15 protein-coding genes, 1 pseudogene and 1 riboswitch are annotated in these 19,356 nt (G+C 33.7%); of the genes and pseudogenes, 4 read left to right on the forward strand and 12 right to left on the reverse strand.

Going from position 1 to position 19,356, the window contains the following annotated elements; translation table 11 throughout:
• Positions 1–19: 19 nt before the first annotated feature.
• From AC0L0O_RS15675 to topB, 3 genes are all read right to left on the reverse strand, one after another.
• Positions 20–1,243: an MFS transporter gene (locus AC0L0O_RS15675; protein WP_001065357.1), complete on the reverse strand. Its 1,224-nt coding sequence runs from the start codon at positions 1,241–1,243 to the stop codon at positions 20–22.
• Positions 1,244–1,372: 129 nt separating this feature from the next.
• Positions 1,373–1,478: riboswitch (SAM riboswitch) on the reverse strand.
• A gap of 130 nt (positions 1,479–1,608) precedes the next feature.
• Complete coding sequence (locus AC0L0O_RS15680; RefSeq protein WP_001059286.1) at positions 1,609–2,856, reverse strand: DUF4153 domain-containing protein; 1,248 nt, start codon at positions 2,854–2,856, stop codon at positions 1,609–1,611.
• Between the two features lie 269 nt (positions 2,857–3,125).
• On the reverse strand, positions 3,126–5,270 hold the full coding sequence (gene topB / locus AC0L0O_RS15685) for a DNA topoisomerase III (RefSeq protein WP_000766738.1): 2,145 nt from the start codon (positions 5,268–5,270) through the stop codon (positions 3,126–3,128).
• Positions 5,271–5,602: 332 nt separating this feature from the next.
• Between topB and AC0L0O_RS15690 the strand changes: the two genes are divergently transcribed.
• Positions 5,603–6,148, forward strand: a complete 546-nt coding sequence (locus tag AC0L0O_RS15690) for a membrane protein (RefSeq protein WP_000458506.1) — start codon at positions 5,603–5,605, stop codon at positions 6,146–6,148.
• 180 nt (positions 6,149–6,328) lie between these two features.
• On the opposite strand, the gene AC0L0O_RS15695 is transcribed toward AC0L0O_RS15690, so the two are convergent.
• The 3 genes from AC0L0O_RS15695 to AC0L0O_RS15705 form a co-directional block, all read right to left on the reverse strand.
• Positions 6,329–8,023 carry an SH3 domain-containing protein gene (locus AC0L0O_RS15695; RefSeq protein ID WP_473785860.1) on the reverse strand — a complete coding sequence of 565 codons (1,695 nt, stop codon included), beginning with the start codon at positions 8,021–8,023 and terminating at the stop codon, positions 6,329–6,331.
• Between the two features lie 606 nt (positions 8,024–8,629).
• Positions 8,630–10,285 carry a multicopper oxidase family protein gene (locus tag AC0L0O_RS15700; protein ID WP_473785861.1) on the reverse strand — a complete coding sequence of 552 codons (1,656 nt, stop codon included), beginning with the start codon at positions 10,283–10,285 and terminating at the stop codon, positions 8,630–8,632.
• Positions 10,286–10,402: 117 nt separating this feature from the next.
• Positions 10,403–11,686 (reverse strand): aminopeptidase P family protein, encoded by a 1,284-nt coding sequence (locus AC0L0O_RS15705; RefSeq protein ID WP_473785862.1) that lies wholly within the window; start codon positions 11,684–11,686, stop codon positions 10,403–10,405.
• Between the two features lie 220 nt (positions 11,687–11,906).
• Between AC0L0O_RS15705 and AC0L0O_RS15710 the strand changes: the two genes are divergently transcribed.
• The gene (locus tag AC0L0O_RS15710) at positions 11,907–12,890 is read left to right on the forward strand and encodes a F510_1955 family glycosylhydrolase (protein ID WP_134189052.1); all 984 of its coding nucleotides are present in this window, start codon (positions 11,907–11,909) and stop codon (positions 12,888–12,890) included.
• 15 nt (positions 12,891–12,905) lie between these two features.
• The gene (locus AC0L0O_RS15715) at positions 12,906–13,622 is read left to right on the forward strand and encodes an urease accessory protein UreH domain-containing protein (protein WP_000493097.1); all 717 of its coding nucleotides are present in this window, start codon (positions 12,906–12,908) and stop codon (positions 13,620–13,622) included.
• Between the two features lie 54 nt (positions 13,623–13,676).
• On the opposite strand, the gene AC0L0O_RS15720 is transcribed toward AC0L0O_RS15715, so the two are convergent.
• Entirely contained in the window at positions 13,677–14,594 is a 918-nt protein-coding gene (locus tag AC0L0O_RS15720) for a hypothetical protein (protein ID WP_473785863.1), read from the reverse strand.
• 247 nt (positions 14,595–14,841) lie between these two features.
• Here AC0L0O_RS15720 and AC0L0O_RS15725 point away from each other — a divergent pair, with 247 nt between their 5' ends.
• Positions 14,842–15,072, forward strand: coding sequence for a DUF896 domain-containing protein (locus AC0L0O_RS15725; protein ID WP_000789783.1), 231 nt, complete (start codon positions 14,842–14,844; stop codon positions 15,070–15,072).
• A gap of 47 nt (positions 15,073–15,119) precedes the next feature.
• Here AC0L0O_RS15725 and AC0L0O_RS15730 read toward each other — a convergent pair.
• The 5 genes and pseudogenes from AC0L0O_RS15730 to deoC all read right to left on the reverse strand — a co-directional run.
• Positions 15,120–15,290, reverse strand: a pseudogene (locus AC0L0O_RS15730) (CcdC protein domain-containing protein); the annotation flags it as partial.
• A gap of 62 nt (positions 15,291–15,352) precedes the next feature.
• Complete coding sequence (locus tag AC0L0O_RS15735) at positions 15,353–15,748, reverse strand: cytidine deaminase (protein ID WP_000358536.1); 396 nt, start codon at positions 15,746–15,748, stop codon at positions 15,353–15,355.
• A gap of 33 nt (positions 15,749–15,781) precedes the next feature.
• Complete coding sequence (locus AC0L0O_RS15740; protein ID WP_001983022.1) at positions 15,782–17,083, reverse strand: pyrimidine-nucleoside phosphorylase; 1,302 nt, start codon at positions 17,081–17,083, stop codon at positions 15,782–15,784.
• 36 nt (positions 17,084–17,119) lie between these two features.
• Positions 17,120–18,301 carry a NupC/NupG family nucleoside CNT transporter gene (locus tag AC0L0O_RS15745; RefSeq protein ID WP_000876181.1) on the reverse strand — a complete coding sequence of 394 codons (1,182 nt, stop codon included), beginning with the start codon at positions 18,299–18,301 and terminating at the stop codon, positions 17,120–17,122.
• Positions 18,302–18,403: 102 nt separating this feature from the next.
• Positions 18,404–19,075 (reverse strand): deoxyribose-phosphate aldolase, encoded by a 672-nt coding sequence (deoC, locus tag AC0L0O_RS15750; RefSeq protein WP_001017446.1) that lies wholly within the window; start codon positions 19,073–19,075, stop codon positions 18,404–18,406.
• Positions 19,076–19,356 lie beyond the last annotated feature (281 nt).

The raw sequence follows: 19,356 nt of genomic DNA on the forward strand, positions 1-19,356 counted from the left end.
GAAAAATCTCATACAACACTTATTTCTTATTTATCATTACAAATGAAATAACCGAAACTAGAAACGTAATAATACCAATTATAATAAATACAATAGAAGCTGAAATTGACTCTAAGAAATATCCTGTTAGTGCAATTCCAACTGGAGTAGATACTAATAATAACGAACTTAAAAAACCGAAAAATCTTCCTTGCACTTCATTTGGAATTAACTTTCTATACAACACTCCAAAATATACATTACTCACTCCAAATGCAATCCCTGATAGAAAATAATAAACAGAAAATAACACCGGATTTACTGTCGTACCCATTGCAGCATTAAAAATCCCCATAATAGCAGTAAATATAAAAGCAGTCGTAATCGTTTTATATGTACGAATCTTTTTGGTAATAAATGCTCCTATTAAAATCCCTATCGGTGATGCCACAAAAACTATACTATACCACCGCGTAGAAAGGTCCATTTCTCTAACAACTATTACTTGGAGTGAAAGCATACACGCCGCTCCAAGTAAATTAATAACGGCAGCGCTCATAAGCAATGTTTTCAATGATTGATTACTATTAAATATGGAGAAACCCTCTCTAAAATCTTCGTAAAAAGGCTTTTTCTTTTCAATTTTCAGTTCACGTGGAAATTTGATGTTCATTAAAATTAAAAATGATATAAAAAATGTAATTGCATCTAACATAAATACTCCATGAAAATTAAAAATACTAATTAAAAAGCTAGCCATTAAAGGAATGGCTACCGATATGATTTGTATTGAGATTTGTCTCAGCGTAATCGCCTGTTGAACATGCTTTTCTTCCACATATGTCACTAATGCTGCATTTGAAGCTGGAGTAAATAAAGCACTCCCAATTGAACGTATTATAAGTAAAATTAGTAACGGAATGTATAGCATTTTATTATAAAATGCTATAACTGCAATTAAAATCATGACGATACATCTCATAACATCCGCAATTATCATAAGCTTTCTTCTCGACATTCGATCTGCTAACGTTCCTGTTACAGGTGCAAATAAAATCGCCGCCGTCGCAATTGCAACGTTTACTCCCGAGACAAGTAATGGAGAATTCGTTAATTTCATTACCCATAACGGTAAAACGAGCGTAACCATAGAATTACCTATTAAAGAAATGCAACTTGCTAAGAAAAAATACGAAAAAATTTTATTGCTCCAAATACTATTACTAACGCTATCCTCTTTTAAACTTCCAACTCGATTATTCACTATGCCCTCCGGTTTCTCCTTCTATATTTTCTTTGATCCTTTCTCTTCTATATCACCACCTTTCTAATTCTCTATTTAAATGACAAAAAACCTTCTTCAAAATAAGAAGAAGGTTTACTTATACCTACTTTCTTATCTATTAGGACTTTTAGATCCTACAGGATTTAGCACCTTTATATCACATTAGGTTGCTGAGGCTTCGAAGGGCCAGTCCCTCCACCTCTCTTAATAAGAAGTTTTTATTCAATTATCTAAATTTATTATATATTACATTAAAATAGTTTCAATATATTTTTCCATATCCAAAATAAGCCGATATTATACGTTACGGAAAATTGACTTTTCGTTACATCAACAGTTCCTTTCTAATTAAAAATTAAAGGAAACGTAAATATAACGAAAGCTGCCCAAAGTCCGTAGATTGGCAAATACTTCGTAACGGCATCTTGGATAGCTGTTGGTCCTGATTTGCTTTGTAAGAAACGCATATAGGAAAACATAATCCAAATTAAATTTGCCCAGATCAGTATGTTTACCCCTAAAACAGCAAGTCTATTAGGTGTAATCCCGTATGAAGAAAGTCTGAATACGATGGCTGACAAAGCTACTGTATCAATAATAAGCGCCAGAACAATTAAGGCAAAATTTATATAATCTGAAATGTTCTTTTTCTCATCCGAATCACTCTCAACGATAGAAAATATGGTAACGGCCAATACGCCAAGAAGTATTCCGTTGAAGGCCATTAAGAAATTGCGGTCCAAGAACGGATTTTTCCCGACCCATATAACCGTTATAAGATAGATTAGCAACGTAATCAGGACGAGAGGACTAAAAATTTTAGATATGTATGGTGTAATATTTTTAGCAAGTTTAAGATTCATTGATACTAAATATGCAGCTACAATAGCGAGAGCAGCAGCACCAAATAACACAATATTACTAAAATAGAATTCTCCTATATCCAAGTCAACAAAGCTAAATAAACGCATGGTGAATACTGCTAAAATCATTCCGCTAACTGCCATGCTCGCGTAGAGAAGGGCATATTCCAAATTAAATTTAATATAAGCTAATCTTGTACTACCTTTTGAATATTCATTTCCTGTAAACGCAAGTCCTACCAAGACCCATAAAAATATAGGAAGATGTAAATAAGCAAGGATAATACTGTCTTTATAATTTAATGGCAACGTATTAAGATATATCCCGGAAATTAGGAACAACGCTATAAGGGAATAAATAATACTTTTTTTCGGCGTATTATGGTAGACAAAATAAGCGACAATAAAGGGAATTACACCAAAAGCTAGGTTAATTGGAGCAATTACTTCTTGTTCGACAAAGTAGAAAATGATTCTGGTGCTTATCCCGGCCAGAATAGCTAACATGCCCATAAATAAGAAACCTTTTTGAAACAACGACTTTTTTTCCGCATTTGCCGTCTCCTTGAAATGTAACCTTTCATACCAAGCACCTAGAACCTGAGAATCAGGTTTTTGAGCCCATGCTTGTGAGAATGATTTTTTAAAAGCTTTCGGGTCTTTTCTATACATTCTCTCCAACTCATGAGGGTTGTCAATATTTTCAATAATCAAATTGTGATTGTTCATAGTTTTACCTCCTCTAATAAAAAACAGCGTTGTTGCCTTTCTATAAAAAGCACCTCACTGATTTATCACGATATTGATTTTAATACATTATTTATTGTTTTACAATAAATAATTATCAACTATAAATATTTTTTATTGTACATTTTATTTTCAATAAAAAATAAATAGCACTCCTTATTCAAAAAAATATCCTATAGAATAGACTTTTTTAAGCGTCTATTCTATAGGATACAGTTTAATTATCATATTTTTTTATTTGTTGAAACAACTTAATTCTCAAATACAAAATTAATCTTATTATCTTTCCACTCTAACTTCGCATCAAATGTTTTCTCGCCCTTTTTAAAGCCTTTAATTAAATCGGTCTTTTCACCTTTTAAGAGCTTTGTCATATTCTTTTGCGAAATTGTTTTACTTAATATCTTCTTCGAGATGGTAAAGTCACATTGTGTCGTGTTGTAATTAGAACAGCCGTAAAACGTTGACTTATCAATTACATCGCCATCACATTTTTTACAGCTACCAACCTTTTTACCCGTTGTAAATTTCGATCCTTTTCGCTCAATCGATTCAACATGTAATCCGGTGAAATCCCACTTCTCAGACATTTCAACCGCATCTTCAATAATTTTAGCTGATAATTTTTTCGTTTGTTCCATAAAAGTTGCTGGTGATGCTGTACCTTCCCCAATTTCCGCAAGACGTTGCTCCCATTTTGCGGTCATTTCTGGTGAAGCTAGTATTTTGTCACCGATTGCGGTAATTAATACTTTTCCTTTATCAGTCGCATACACTTGGTTTTTTTTCACATCTATATATTTACGGTCTTTTAGCATCGTAATAATACCTGCACGAGTTGCTTCTGTACCTAAACCTTCTGTTTTCTTTAATACTTTCTCCAGCTCTTCATTCTCTAAATACTTACCAGCTGTTTTCATTAACGTAATAAGTTGTCCTTCTGTATAACGCTTCGGTGGTTGTGTTTTTCCTTCTTTCACTTTCACCTTTACAACTTTTCCTTCTTCACCTTCAGCTACAATTGGAAGAATGGTTTCATCATCTTTATCGTCTTGGAAAATAACTTTACGCCATCCTTCTTGAATTTGCTGTTTTCCTTTTGAAATGAATTCAGCACGTTCATCTACAAGCGTTACAATCGTTGTATAGTCAAAGATTGCAACTTCATAGTGAGCTGCTATAAGTCTTCTTACGATCATATCGTAAATTTTCTTTTCATCACCTGATAATCTGCTTGGGTTTGTAACTTGCTCTGTCGGAATAATGGCGTAGTGATCTGTTACTTTCTTTTCATTCACATAACGCTTATTATTCATAATCGATTCAACCGGAGCTGGTAATAAACCTTTATATTCATCAAACTGACTTAACTTCTGTAAAATATCAGGGAATGTTGCCGCTTCACCTTGTGTAACATAGTTGGAATCTGAACGAGGATAAGAAACAATTCCTTTTTGATATAGTGCTTGCGTTATATCAAGCGTCTTTTTCGGTGAGAATTTAAATGCTTTATTTGCCGTTGCTTGTAGTGATGATAAGTTAAATAAAAGCGGAGGCTGAAACTCTTTACGCTCCGTTTTCATTTCCTTTACTACCGCCGGTTTTCCTTGGCAAAATGCTGCAATTTTATTTGCCATATCAGGGTCTTGTAAGCGGGATTCATTATCCTTTTCCCATTTCCCCTCATACTTCTTTCCTTCTATATTAAAGGTTGCGAACACTTCCCAAAACGGCTCTGACTTAAAGTTTTCAATTTCTTTCTCACGCTTTACGATTAACGCGAGTGTCGGTGTTTGTACACGACCAGCTGAAAATACATCGTTCATTCCTTTTTTCTTTAGCAAAATACTAAACACACGCGATGCATTCATACCAACAACCCAATCCGCACATGACCTTGTATACGCCTCATAGTACGTATTGATTGTATCTGATTCATCGAGTAAGTTTTTAAAGCCTTGATAAATAGCTTGTTTCGTTAAAGATGAAATCCAAAGACGTTTCATCGGCTTTTGCACGTTGCAAAGGTTAATAATATTTCGTACAATCAATTCCCCTTCACGCCCAGCATCGCCCGCGTGAATAATTTCTGTTACCTGTGGATTATGTAACAGCTGTTTCACTACATTAAATTGCTTATACTTCGACTTTGTTACTTCAAATTGAAAACGCTCTGGAATCATCGGTAACGTATCAAGTGACCATTTTTTCCACTCTGCATGATAATGTTCTGGATTACATAACTGCGTCAAATGACCAATTGCCCATGTACAGTACGCTCCATTTGGAAATAACTCATTCGCTTCTACTTCTAAATATCCATCTTTCCGGCGATATTTAAATTGTGAAACAAGAGCCAAACCTTGATCTGGTTTCTCGGCAATAATTAATTTCATTGTATAACTCCCTATCTGTATTCCAGTGTTACTTTCGTTGTCTATCTGTTTAGAAGCGATGATAAAACAACAATCTTATTTATCATTCGCGGGTTATCCCGAGTAATGGGATAACTATAATATTATACGCTTATTCTTTATTGCTTCACAATAGAAACTCATTATATAACACTTTCTTTCACATGTTCACACGTAAAAAAAGACGTAAAAAATCAAACGCCACCTTGCTTTCATTTATGAAATTGTGCAGATAATATGCAGATATAAATAAGCATAAGTACTCTCTATATGAACATATGATGAAGTGAATGATAGGACAGGGAGGTATCATGATGTTTGCTTATACATTAACTGCCTTAATGCTTTGCTGTATCTCAATTATTATTACATCATATATTTCGAAACGTAGTGGTACCCTAATGGAGTATATGGTATTTATTATGTCTTTTAGTATGAGTATCGGTTTAAGTATAGGTTTTTATTTAGGTATTCTATTTAAAGGAGAATTGCTATATTCTACTTTGCTTGCTATTTTAATTAGTGGATTTATCGGCTTTTTTATCGGTCTACGTTTTCATCTGTACACTGCTTTAGAAGGAATGTTCTCTGGATTAATGGCAAGTATGATGGGAGCAATGATTACAGAAATGCTAAACGCTCAACAAGCTCATAGTATACTGTTCATTAGTCTTTTACTTACTATAACGATAACTATGTCATGTATCATTCAGCTTTTATCAGAAAGTTTTTCTGCTGTTATTCAGCGACGTTTTTTATTATTACTTTCAATTGGGGTAGTAATTATTCTAACTATATTTGTAACATTCCCAGAGCATATCCCGCCAACCTCTTCTACAGAGGAGCAACATAAACATTAGCAATTATAATCGATCCCCTCTACTATTTCATCATACTAGAGGGGATCGATTTCATTATTTTTATTTCTTAACAGACGAAGATAAAAAAACTTTGAATCGTTAGTCCAAAACTTCTAAATCTATGAAATTCTCTTTGCTTAAGAAGATATACAATTTCATGTTGAAATAATAAATTTTCAATTAACCAATGTATATTTTTGGATCCATAGCATTGCTCTTCTGTGCATTCCATTCACCTTTATGAATTTCAAAATGTAAGTGCTGTCCTTCAGATTGTCCTGTATTCCCCATTATGCCAAGTTGTTGTCCTTGCTTCACTTTTTGACCAGCAGAAACAGAACGGCTCTTTAAATGAGCATATACAGTCGTATATGTTTGTCCGTTAATATTGTGAGAAATAAACACAACATTACCATAGCTTGTAGAATAATAAGAGCGAGTGATTACACCCTCTGCGGCAGCAACAACCGGTACTGTACCTGAAGCAGCAATATCTAATCCTTGATGCATTTTCCCACCACGTTTTTCAAATCTAGAAGTATATCTTCCTGCAGCTGGTTGAATAAAGTCATTTGTTTTATTTACCTCCTGGGATTGCCGCTGCTTCTCTGCATCAGTCTCACTTGTTTTTGATAAAAATTTACTTGATACATAAGCATTTTTACCGTTGTAATTAATTTTCCCCCAACCATTTTGTTCAAATAGAACCTGTACTTTTATTCCTTTTGATAATGCACCGATTACACCATGATTTGTACCAGCGCCGCTTCTTACATTTAACACGTTTACGTTAACATAGTAGTCACCAACTGTTGCTCCAGTAGACGGATTACTAGTTTCAGGTTTTGATGGCGTATTTCCTTTTACGAATTTTACATATTCACTACTTACATAACCAGTTCTTCCATTATGTTTAATTTTCAACCAACCATTTTCAACGCCAGTTACTTGCAATATTCGTCCGTTTAATACACCACCAATTACACTATGGTAAGTAGCAGGGCCTGTACGCACACGTAAAGAAGTAGCGTCTACAATATATGTACCGTCAGTTTGAACCGTAATATTCTTTTGTTGTTCATTCGTTTGGTCTACATTTGCATTAAAATCATTCTTTGAAATGTAATCTTTACTAATATAAGCAGTTTGTCCACTATAGTTAATTTTGACCCAATCTTGAACTTCACCAGTTACTTGAACAATTTGCCCTTTATGTACAGAGCCTAAAATCGTATGGGAAGTACTTGGACCTGTACGCACGCGGAGGGAAGATACATTAACTTTGTAATTCCCACTCGCTACTTGAACTTTTCCATTGTTCTTGTCACTTCCATTTGAGGTACCGTCTATTACAAATTGACTACTTACATAACCTACTTTTCCATTATGTTTAATTTTCAACCAACCGTTTTCTTCTCCAATAACTTGTAAAGCTTTCCCTTCATACACGCGCCCCATTATTGCACTAGACGTATTTGGCTGTGTGCGAACACGTAATACATTAGCAATTACAGTTTTACTACGACTCATGCTTACATTCGTCTTCGCTGATACACTATTTTCCGAAACAAATTCACTACTTACATAGCCAGTTTTTCCTTTATGATTAATTTTCAGCCAACTGTTTTCTTCTCCAATAACTTGTAAAACTTCTCCTTCATACACGCGTCCCATTATTGTACTAGACGTATTTGGTTGTGTGCGGACACGTAGAGCATTTGTATTTACTGTTACTTGATTTTCATATTTTACTACATCAGTAGGTTTCTCATGCTTTGCTTCTTTTTGTATAACGGTATTTTTCGCTTGAGCAGTACTAATAAATACACTTCCTGTAACAGAAGCTACTGCTACACTAGCTAAAATCTTTTTCATAAATACAAAACACCTTCCTATAAAAACATTCGATTATCATTATATTTTTATATTGACTTTCAGTTCTTTTCGTTCTAACTATTCAGCAAAAGTATCCTTTTATTATCCATATTGAATTTTTATTTATTTTCCATCATCTATATCTCGTAATAAAGGAAAGTTAAATTCATTACACTTTGAAAATCATCTCATTCTTTCAACTAAACACTACACATTGTAGTTTTAATTAACAAAAAAATATCTAAAAAAAATCATAATTTAATCCTTCTTCATTTAACTCATACTTTCGCTTAAATATCTCACTTCTCCTTTCACACTACGAATTGTAGTACAAAATAAAAGAAAGGTCAAATATAAGTATTCCGACTTGTGGAACTACAATATAATACATTACATTTATTCACTTCTAATCAAAAACTACTATGTTTTTAATTCTTAAATAATAAAAAACCTTCCCTCCTTGTAAACTCTTTCTACAGGATAGTTCCCTCTTATTATCTAAATTTTCATAAAAATAATATTCCTAATTCACAACATGACATATAAAAGCAGCCACCTATTAAAGATAACTGCTTTACATCATTAATAAACTACATGTTTTTCATATTATTCTGGCTTATTAGGAATGTTTGGGTTTGGAACATAGTCAGATTTATAATCTTTATATTTCACTTCCGTTACCATCCCCGCTGAAGCATGATGTAAATCATGACAATGAAACATCCACTCACCCGGATTGTCTGCTACAAAGGCTACTTCATATTCTTCTCCCGGTTTTAAGTTCAATGTATCTTTTACAATTGGAGAACCTTCTACCGGTTTTCCATCTTTACTCAACACCTGGAAGAAGTGACCATGTAAATGCATTGGGTGATCATCCATTTTAGAACGATTTACCAATTTCACTTTTACTAAATCATCCTTTTTCACTTGAACTGGGTCAATATCCGGAAACACCTTCCCGTTAATTGTATATACCATTTCATTTCCATTCATTTGCGTATTTAAGTCCATATTATATGTGGCAGTATACTGCTGATTTAACGTGAAACCACCTAATTTTTTAGCACCATATTTCGTCATATCTAATTTCGATAATTTTTCTTTTTCATCTGCTATATCTTTCATCTCTTTGCTACCATCATATTCAATAATAGCCTTCATTCCTTTTGCACCTTTATTTTCTGAATGGTCTTCAACATACCATTTTCCAGGATTATTAGCAGTAAACTCAACATCATAACGTTCACCCGGTGCGATTGAAATTACTTTATCCTTTATAACTTTTGGGTCGTTTATTGGTTGACCATCTGTTGCAATCACTTTAATGTCATGACCGTGAACATGTATATTATGTGATAGATAACCGGCATTAACGAGTCGAAGACGAACTTTATCTCCCTTATTCACTTTCAATGGCGCTACTAAATCACCACTTTTTCCGTTGATTGTGAATAAATCATACATACTCATATCATGACCTTCCATCTTCATATTTCCATGGTCCATTCCTGCCATATTGCCAGAGTCTTTTTTATCACTGTCCATGTCCATACCAGAATGATCCATGCTGTTCTTATCATCATTCTTTTTCGTATTTTCATTACCCTTACTAGATTTATTACCGTCTGCTTTTTCTGTTTTTCCTTTTGTCATTTCTTTTAACTGTTTACTCATCTCTTCTTTATCCGTTATCCATTCATCTAACATTAATGTGTAATCTTTATCATACTTTTCATTTGTATCTTCTACAACGAAAGCACCATATAATCCTCTATCTAATTGATTTACAGAATCTTGATGTGAATGATACCAGTACGTTCCTAGTACGCTCGCTTCAAATTCGTAAGTGAAACTTTTTCCTGGTTCGACTGCATCTTGCGTCACACCTGGAATTCCATCCATGTCATTTGGGACAGGATACCCATGCCAGTGAATAGATACTGGTGCAGATAGTTCATTTTTTAATGTCACTTTCACCTTTTCACCTTTTTTTACCCGAATTTCCGGACCAGGAGATGAGCCATTAAATGTCCAGACCGGAACAATAACACCGTTACTTAATTTTTGCTTTTCTTCTTTCGCTATTAAAGTAACTTCTAGTCCCTTAACAATTTCCAATGGTTTTGTAGCCGTTTCAGTTTGTTTAGTTTTTTTATCATTCCTATTTTTATGGTCATTTGTTGTATTTGTCGTCACAGAACATGCAGCAATTAAAAATATTACTGAGACTGTAACCGCTGTTAATATATATCGCTTCATGGAAAATCCCTCCTTTTCTTTTTCAAAATCATTCTAGAAGATGATTTTCAAGAAAATAAGGAGATTTAAAATGGGAAAAATAAAAGGACGCCCCAAATTGAGCGCCTTTCCTGATTATTATTTCGTAACAACCTCATCTTGTTTTACATTCACATTATTTTCTCTCATAAACTCTTCAATCTCTTCAACTTCTCTAATGATATCTTTTGACAAGTTTTCATGTCCGTCTTTCGTTACAAGAATATCATCTTCAATACGAATGCCAATTGATTCTTCTTCAATATAAAGACCAGGTTCAATTGTAATAACCATACCTTCTTCTAAAACTCTATCTTTGTATGTACCTACATCATGCGTATCTAAACCAAGAAAATGGCTGACTCCATGATAATAATATTTAGACAGTTCCTCATCTTCTTGAATTAAACCAACTGCTTTACACCCTTCTGCGAGTACTTTTTTAGCATGCTCATTTAATGCAGCGAACTTCAAACCTGGCTTAATAATCTCTGTTGTTTCTTTTAATGCTTTTAATACAATATTATAAATTTGTTTTTGGCGACTAGAGAATGTTCCATTTGCCGGGAATGTATAACTAATATCAGCGTTATAGTAGTCTTTTTGAGCGCCTAAATCTAGTAATACTAAATCACCATTTTGAATTTGTGCATCATTATCTTCATAATGAAGAACTGTAGCATTTTTCCCACTTGCCAAAATTGTATTGAACGCATGATGCTTAATGCCAGATGACTTCAGTGCGAAATCAAACTGAGCTTCTAATTCATATTCCATCATGTCTGCTTTTGCATGCTTAAGTACGTTGTAAATACCGTCTTTCGTTACAGCAATTGCTTCTTTAATAATTTCAATCTCTTCATCTGTTTTAAATACTCGCAATTCACAAATGTTCGGATATACATTACCAATTGTTACGTGTGGATATTGTTCTCTTACATGTTTAGCAAATGCTAATGTTTTTGTCTCCGTACCTTTCCACTCACGACACTCTAAATCTAAATATAGATGTTTCACATTTTCTGTAAAAAATATATTTGACATTGTTTTTTCAAAGCTATCTAAATATATAACTTTTTTTATACCTGAAATTTTCTCTGCTTCTTCGTTAGAAACTGTTTTACCGACCCATTTTTCCATTACTGGATCTGACTTTTCAATGAAAAGTGTTTCTTCAACACTATTTCCAAACTTCTTCAACATGAAAATAACATTTGGTTCATCGATTCCTGTTACATAGTAAAAATTTCGATTCGGCACAAATTTATAATGTGCATCCGCTGACATATGAGGTGCTTGTCCAGCAAATAAAATAGTAATAGATTCATCTGGTAATGTGTTTACTAGTCGTTCTCTATTTTGAGCAAAAAATGTTGATTTCATAATAATCCCCCTAGCTTTCTATGTATGATTCAAAAACTAATTATCTAATCAATTCATTTTATTATTGTTATAATTTTTCGTCAATTAATAGTGCTCATAGAGAAAGAAAAATCCCCATTACTAGTCCCCTTCCAATCTACATTTTGCATACCACTCCACAATTTCTTGACATTTATTCCATATACTTAAAATCTCATATATAGGAAAGGAGCCTACAAATTTGAAGCATTATGTGGCAACAGCGATAGCAATTACTTCTTTATTAATCATTTCAGGATGTTCTAGCAACGTCGAAACAACAACAGTAAAGAAAGAAACGATGCAATCTCAGCAAAAAAATACAGAAACAGTAAATACGACTCCGCAAAACTTCTATAAAGACATCACATCTGGAAAAATCGAACACATTCACGGAATTGGCTATGTAGGAAATGTGCCGGGGGTTTCTATCGCCACTCACAGTGGTATAAAAGTTTATCAAAATGGAAAATGGTTAGAAACTGCTACACAGCTACACGATTATATGGGCTTTCAAGCAACGAAAAATGGATTTTTTGCCAGCGGTCATCCTGAACCAGGTGCAAATTTAAAGAACCCTTTAGGATTAATGAAAAGTTCTGATGGCGGTAATACCCTTGAAAAGCTAGCGTTTTACGGAGAATCTGATTTTCATAACCTCGCTGTCGGGTATAATACGGAAGCAATTTATTTATACAATGAGCGTCCAAATTCTAAATTACAACAAGGTTTTTATTTCAGTACAAACAACGGACAAGATTGGAAAAATAGTAAGTTAAAAGGTCTTTCAAGTACGGTTCATTCCTTTTCCGTACATCCGGATCAATCTAGTGTAGTGGCGGTAAGTACTAAAGACGGTGTATATTTATCTACGGATTATGGAAATACGTTTGAATTATTCTCTAAATCACTTGAATCGACCGCAGTTACATTAAGTAATGAAGATGTTATTTACGCCCCTATCAATACGCAAATCGTAACGAAGAAATCAATTGCAACAAATGAAGAGACAAACATACAAATTCCACTTTTAGATTCTAAAGATGCAATTATATATATATCGCAAAATCCTCAAAATGCAGCTGAAATCGTATTTGCTACAATGAAAGCAAATGTGTTCCTCTCTACAGATGAGGGTAAAACGTGGAAGCAACTTACTAAAGAGGGAACATTACAATTTAATTAGAAAGGTGAATATAACGTGTTTTCAACAATTAGTGAATGGAGCTATCAACTCATGTCTCCTTTAATAGATGTCGCGAATGCTACGAAATCAGTACCTCTTTTATTTGCATTTTTATTAGGCATTGTAGGTACACTTGCTCCTTGCCAATTAACAGGAAACATTAGTGCTATTACACTTTATGGAAATCAATCTTTACAAAAGAGATATGCATGGAAACATATACTGTTATTCATTTTAGGAAAAATAATAGCTTTTACTACACTTGGATTATTAGTATGGTTTTTAGGAAAAGAGATTCAGCAAATATTGACTTTGTATTTCCCATGGTTACGAAAAATGATGGGACCTTTATTAATTTTAATGGGGTTACTGTTGTCAGGTATTATAAAAGGAAGATATTTCTTCTCGATCAAATTTATACGAAACCAAAATAAAGTTGGTTCATTTTTACTCGGATTCTTCTTTTCCTTAGCTTTCTGTCCGACTATGTTCGTTCTATTTTTTGGAACGTTAATCCCTTTATCTTTATCATATACGTACGGGTACTTGTTTCCGTCATTCTTTTCGGTAGGGACGGCTCTCCCTATCGTTATATTCATGTTTATCATCTCCTATCTTGGTTTAAATGGAGCACTACTTAAAAAGAGTCGAAAAATAGGAAAAAGCATTCAACGTATAGCCGGTATCCTACTCATTTTAATCGGGCTTTATGATGCTGCTCTTTATTGGTAGTACATATAAAAAGGTAAGTTCAACTCATGTAAACTTACCTTTTTAAAATTATATTTAACTCTTCTGCATGCACTTTTGCTTCATCTCCCACTTTTTATACAGTAGTACTGCACCAAATAAAAATACTCCCGCAACAAATGAACCTACTGGTAACATCTTTATCATTTCATCTGGAAATACGAGCGGCAATAGTGGAAATGCATACGCTGCTGGTATACGTACTCCAACGATTTTTAATAAAATAAGCATTAATATCATATTTAAGAAAGTGACTACAATCCATGAATCAATCGCAAAGTACAATAACGTCCCAACAGTTGCAGATGTAGTTAATACTAATATTTGCTTAAAAGCCATTTTTTCATTGTACATCGGCTTTTGAAGTGATTCATATACAACAACTAATATTGGTGGAATAACTGCTAATTGTTCATAACCAGTTATCCAACATAAACTGATCCATACAAAATTGAGTATTAGAAATACAGTCATATATTTATACTGTATGTGCACTTTTCGCTTAATACCGTTGTTCAATTTAAATATAAGAACACCGATCATTAAAATAAATGTTAAAGCGAATACCGAGATCACAAACGACCATTCTGTCGCGTTTGTTACTAAAGGTAATAAACCAGTCGCAATCGACGGCGCTAAGTTAGATTGAATTACACGTAAAAACAGCATCATTAATACAAGTGTTACGCTAACTTTTCCTATATAGGCTAAATCCATCTGATTCACTGCAAAACCAATCAAAGCTGTTATTGACGGTGCAACAAAGATTTTTTCTGGTTGTCTTAACCACCCTGGCTCACGATACGCCCATAAAGCAATTGCCATAGCTGCTATTTCCGGCAAAATGACTTCCGGATCATTTAATAACACACCGGCTGTTACCATAGCTAAAATAAATAAAATAGCAATCGTATATGAAATGATTGTTTCTTTTTTTGAAATTACTGCATTCATTATTACATACTCCTTTTTGCTTATTACTTTTATAATGTAAAATAACGAACTTTATATACCCTACTACGGTATTGTATATTAATATCTTTTCTATTTCAAGTATTAATAGTCATTTACATCTTCTCTCACTCCATACACTTACAAAACAAGGCATTTTATAGGCATTGACACTTGTTAAAAGATAGGTTACAATAACTATACATTAGTAAGTAGCTAATGTAATTAAATCTAACTAGAGGTGAAATAAATGAAAAACATTTTATTCCGTATTAACGAATTATCAAAAAAAGAAAAAGCAACTGGATTAACAGTTGATGAAAAACAAGAACAACAAATGTTGCGTCAAAACTATACACAAACATTTCGTGGAAGCTTAGATTCCATTTTATTAAACACAAAAATTGTTGATCAAAATGGCCTTAACGTTACACCAGCTGCATTACAAGATGCTCAAATACGTTTAAAATTAAGCAAATGAGTTCCGCGCAAAAGAATTTCAATAAAACATAAAAAGAGCTGGATTTCCTATATAGAAATTCCAGCTCTTTTTATTGTTTTTTCTAATTTAGTATACGAGCGATACATCGCAAATGCGAGTAAGAAAAACATTCTACTTAACTGTGCCAAATCAATCGATTGATTTAAATATGATTTCAATGCTACTCGTACAGCCAATAGCCCAACTAAAGTAAATATTACATTGTATGTTCCAAACAAAAAGCCATTTTACAATTACTAATTGCAAAATGGCTTTTAACTTATTTTAAATCGTCATTTGTAAAAGCACCTGGCAGTAACTGCTCAACAGTCACTTCTTTTTCATCGCCTTTTACATTCGTTAGTAATACAGGCATTTTCGGATCACAGAATTCAGCAATTACTTGTCTACAAGCACCACATGGTGAAATTGGTCCGTCCGTTTCTCCTGTAATAACTAAGTAACTAAAGTCGCGCTCACCTTCTGATACTGCTTTAAAGATTGCTGTTCTTTCTGCACAGTTACATAAACCGTAAGAAGCATTTTCTATATTACAACCAGTATAGATTTTACCTTCTTTCGTAACTAATGCTGCCCCAACAGGAAATTTTGAATACGGAATATATGCTTTCGACAACATCTTATTTGCTTCTTCAATATATTTTTTCTTATCCATATTATTTCCCCCTCAAAGTAAGTGTAATTATGATTAGTCAGTAATAACTGTATGAACTAATTTAGGAGCCACTGCTGTTTCAGCGATAGAAATGTTCTCATAAATTTTAGCTTTTACATCTTCTACATTTTCACGGTTTGCATAGATTGTTACGAATGGCTCGCCTTCTTTTACTGCATCGCCAACTTTTTTACGTAACATTAATCCTACCGCTAAATCAATTTCATCTTCTTTTGTCGCACGGCCAGCACCAAGTAACATAGCTGCGATACCGATTTCATCTGCAACAATGTTAGAAATAACACCTGAAGTTTTAGCAGGTACATCAATTACATACTTCGCCTGTGGCATTTTTTCTGGATTGTCTACAATTGAGCTATCTCCGCCTTGATTGCTTAAGAACTCTTTAAACTTCTCAGTTGCTTTTCCGTTTTTCATAACTTCAATTAGCATTTCACGAGCTTCTTCTAACGTATTTGCTTTTTTCGCAAGTACGACCATTTGACTTCCTAATACAAGTACTAATTCTGTTAAATCTTCTGGACCTTCACCTTTTAACGTATCGATCGCTTCTTTCACTTCTAGAGCGTTACCAATCGCAAATCCAAGCGGTTGTGACATATCTGAAATAACAGCCATAGTTTGACGTCCTACATTATTTCCGATACGTACCATTGCATGTGCTAATTCTTTTGCATCTTCTTCTGTTTTCATAAATGCGCCAGCACCTGTTTTTACATCAAGTACGATTGCATCTGCACCAGCTGCAATTTTTTTACTCATAATTGAACTTGCGATTAAAGGAATTGAGTTTACTGTTCCTGTTACATCGCGTAATGCATAAATCTTTTTATCGGCAGGTGTTAAGTTTCCTGTTTGTCCAATAACTGCTACTTTGTCACGGTTTACAATATCAATGAACTGCTCTTTCGTAATTTCAACGTGGAATCCTTCTACCGCTTCTAATTTATCAATTGTTCCGCCTGTATGTCCTAAACCACGACCAGACATTTTTGCTACTGGTACATCTAAAGCAGCTACTAATGGTCCTAATACTAATGTTGTTGTATCACCAACACCACCAGTTGAATGTTTGTCTACTTTAATTCCTTCAATTGCAGATAAGTCGATTGTTTCTCCAGACTCCACCATTGCCATCGTTAAATCTGCACGTTCGCGATCTGTCATATCTTTAAAGAAGATTGCCATTGCAAGTGCACTTACTTGATAATCAGGAATACTTCCGTCTGTATAACCATTAATAAAGAATTTGATTTCTTCAGTTGTTAATTCTTTACCGTCACGTTTTTTCGCAATAATATCTACCATTCTCATTACAATCACCATTCCTTTTTATATGATATGAATCTATTAAAATAATAAGCCTACGATTGTTGCTGATAAGAAGCTTACTAATGTTGCACCGAAAAGTAATTTCAAACCAAATCTTGCGACTACATTCCCTTGCTTTTCATTTAAACTCTTCACTGCCCCTGCAATAATTCCAATTGAAGAGAAGTTTGCAAATGAAACTAAGAATACAGATATAATCGCTGTCGTTCTATCTGAGAAATTAAAGTTTCCTTGTGCTAAATCTGTCATAGCGACAAATTCATTCGATACTAATTTTGTTGCCATAATATTTCCGGCATTAACTGCTTCATGCCAAGGTACACCCATAATAAATGCAAATGGTGCAAATGCATAACCGAGAATTTCTTGGAATGAAATACCGATTACACCTTTAAATACGGCATTAATGAATGCGATAAGAGCAACGAAACCAATTAACATAGCTGCTACTGTAATCGCAACTTTAAATCCATCAATAATGTATTCCCCTAATACTTCAAAGAAAGTCTTTTTCTCTTCTTCTTGTACTTCTAACATATCTTCTTCTTCCGTAACTTCATAAGGATTAATGATAGAAGCAATAATAAAACCACCGAATAAGTTAAGCACTAAAGCGGTTACAACATATTGCGGTTTTAATAAGACCATGTATGATCCAACGATAGACATGGAAACGGTAGACATTGCAGATGCACATAATGTATACATTCTTTTCTCTGGCAATAACCCTAGTTGCTTCTTAACTGAAATAAACACTTCAGATTGTCCTAAAATCGCGGAAGCAACAGCATTGTATGATTCTAGTTTCCCCATTCCATTTACTTTACTTAATGCTAGACCGATAGATTTCACAATAATAGGTAATACTTTAATGTGCTGCAAAATACCGATTAAAGCTGAAATAAATACAATTGGCATTAATACACCTAAAAAGAATGAAAACTCTTTTTGATTTACTAATCCACCAAATACGAAATTCACACCGTCAGCGGCATATTTTAACAGCTCTCCAAAACCATCTGCTATTCCGCTAATTAATATATTCCCGACACTTGTATTTAATAATAGAAACCCCAAAATGAATTGTAATATAACCATCGTTATGATTGGGCGATATTTGACTTTCTTTCTATCATTACTAGCAAGCCAAGCGATACCTAAAATCAATACGAGGCCAAAAACACCGATTAAGTATTTCATAAGCCGTCTCCTCCCATTCGTATCCGCTTACATTTCTTTTAATTGTTAAAGCAATAGATACACTTTACTTTGTGTATCTATTGCTTTTGACTTCATTAATGATTAGTAGTTATCTGTAGCACCTTTTGCATCATTTAGTACGATTGCAACACTAGCACTTGCTCCAACGCGAGAAGCTCCAGCAGCTACCATTTTTTCTGCATCTTCACGTGTACGAACACCACCAGATGCTTTTACACCAACGTTTGGTCCAACTGTTTTACGCATTAATGCGATATCTTCAGCAGTTGCTCCGCCTGTTGAGAATCCAGTTGAAGTTTTTACGAAATCGGCACCAGCTTTTACTGATAATTCACAAGCGCGTACTTTCTCTTCATCTGTTAATAGGCAAGTTTCAATGATTACTTTTACAAGAGCTTTTCCTTTTGCTGCTTGTACTACTTCATAAATGTCTTTTTCAACAAGTTCGTTATCGCCATCTTTTAAAGCGCCTACGTTGATTACCATATCAACTTCAGTTGCACCTTTTGCAATCGCATCTTTTGTTTCAAATGCTTTTGTTTCAGTCGTGCTTGCTCCTAATGGGAAACCGATTACAGTACAAACATCTACATCATGTCCAGCTAATTCTTCAGCAGCTAGCTTTACCCATGTAGGATTAATACAAACAGAAGCGAATTTATATTCCTTTGCTTCTTCGATTACTTTCATAACATCTTCTTTAGTAGTATTAGCTTTTAAAATTGTATGGTCAATTAACTTTGCAATGTTCATTATCTTCACTCCTCATATCTTTTAACAACTTCATTCTAACTCTTAGTTGAACAAATGTAAATACACTTTTGAAATTTTGTTCATTCTTTTAAAAGTAATTTTCTTATACTAAACAAAACGTATTCTAACTAAGAAACAATTCATATATATAATTAAAACTTTTATATTAACAGTGGTAGTATGTATCTCAATATCCATAATTATTTTAAAAACTGCAATTTGTATTCAAAAAACACTCCTATCAATTCATACATAACAAAATAAAAGGCTTTCTCAAAATG

This window comes from Bacillus sp. GS3m_15504, from assembly GCF_055825275.1.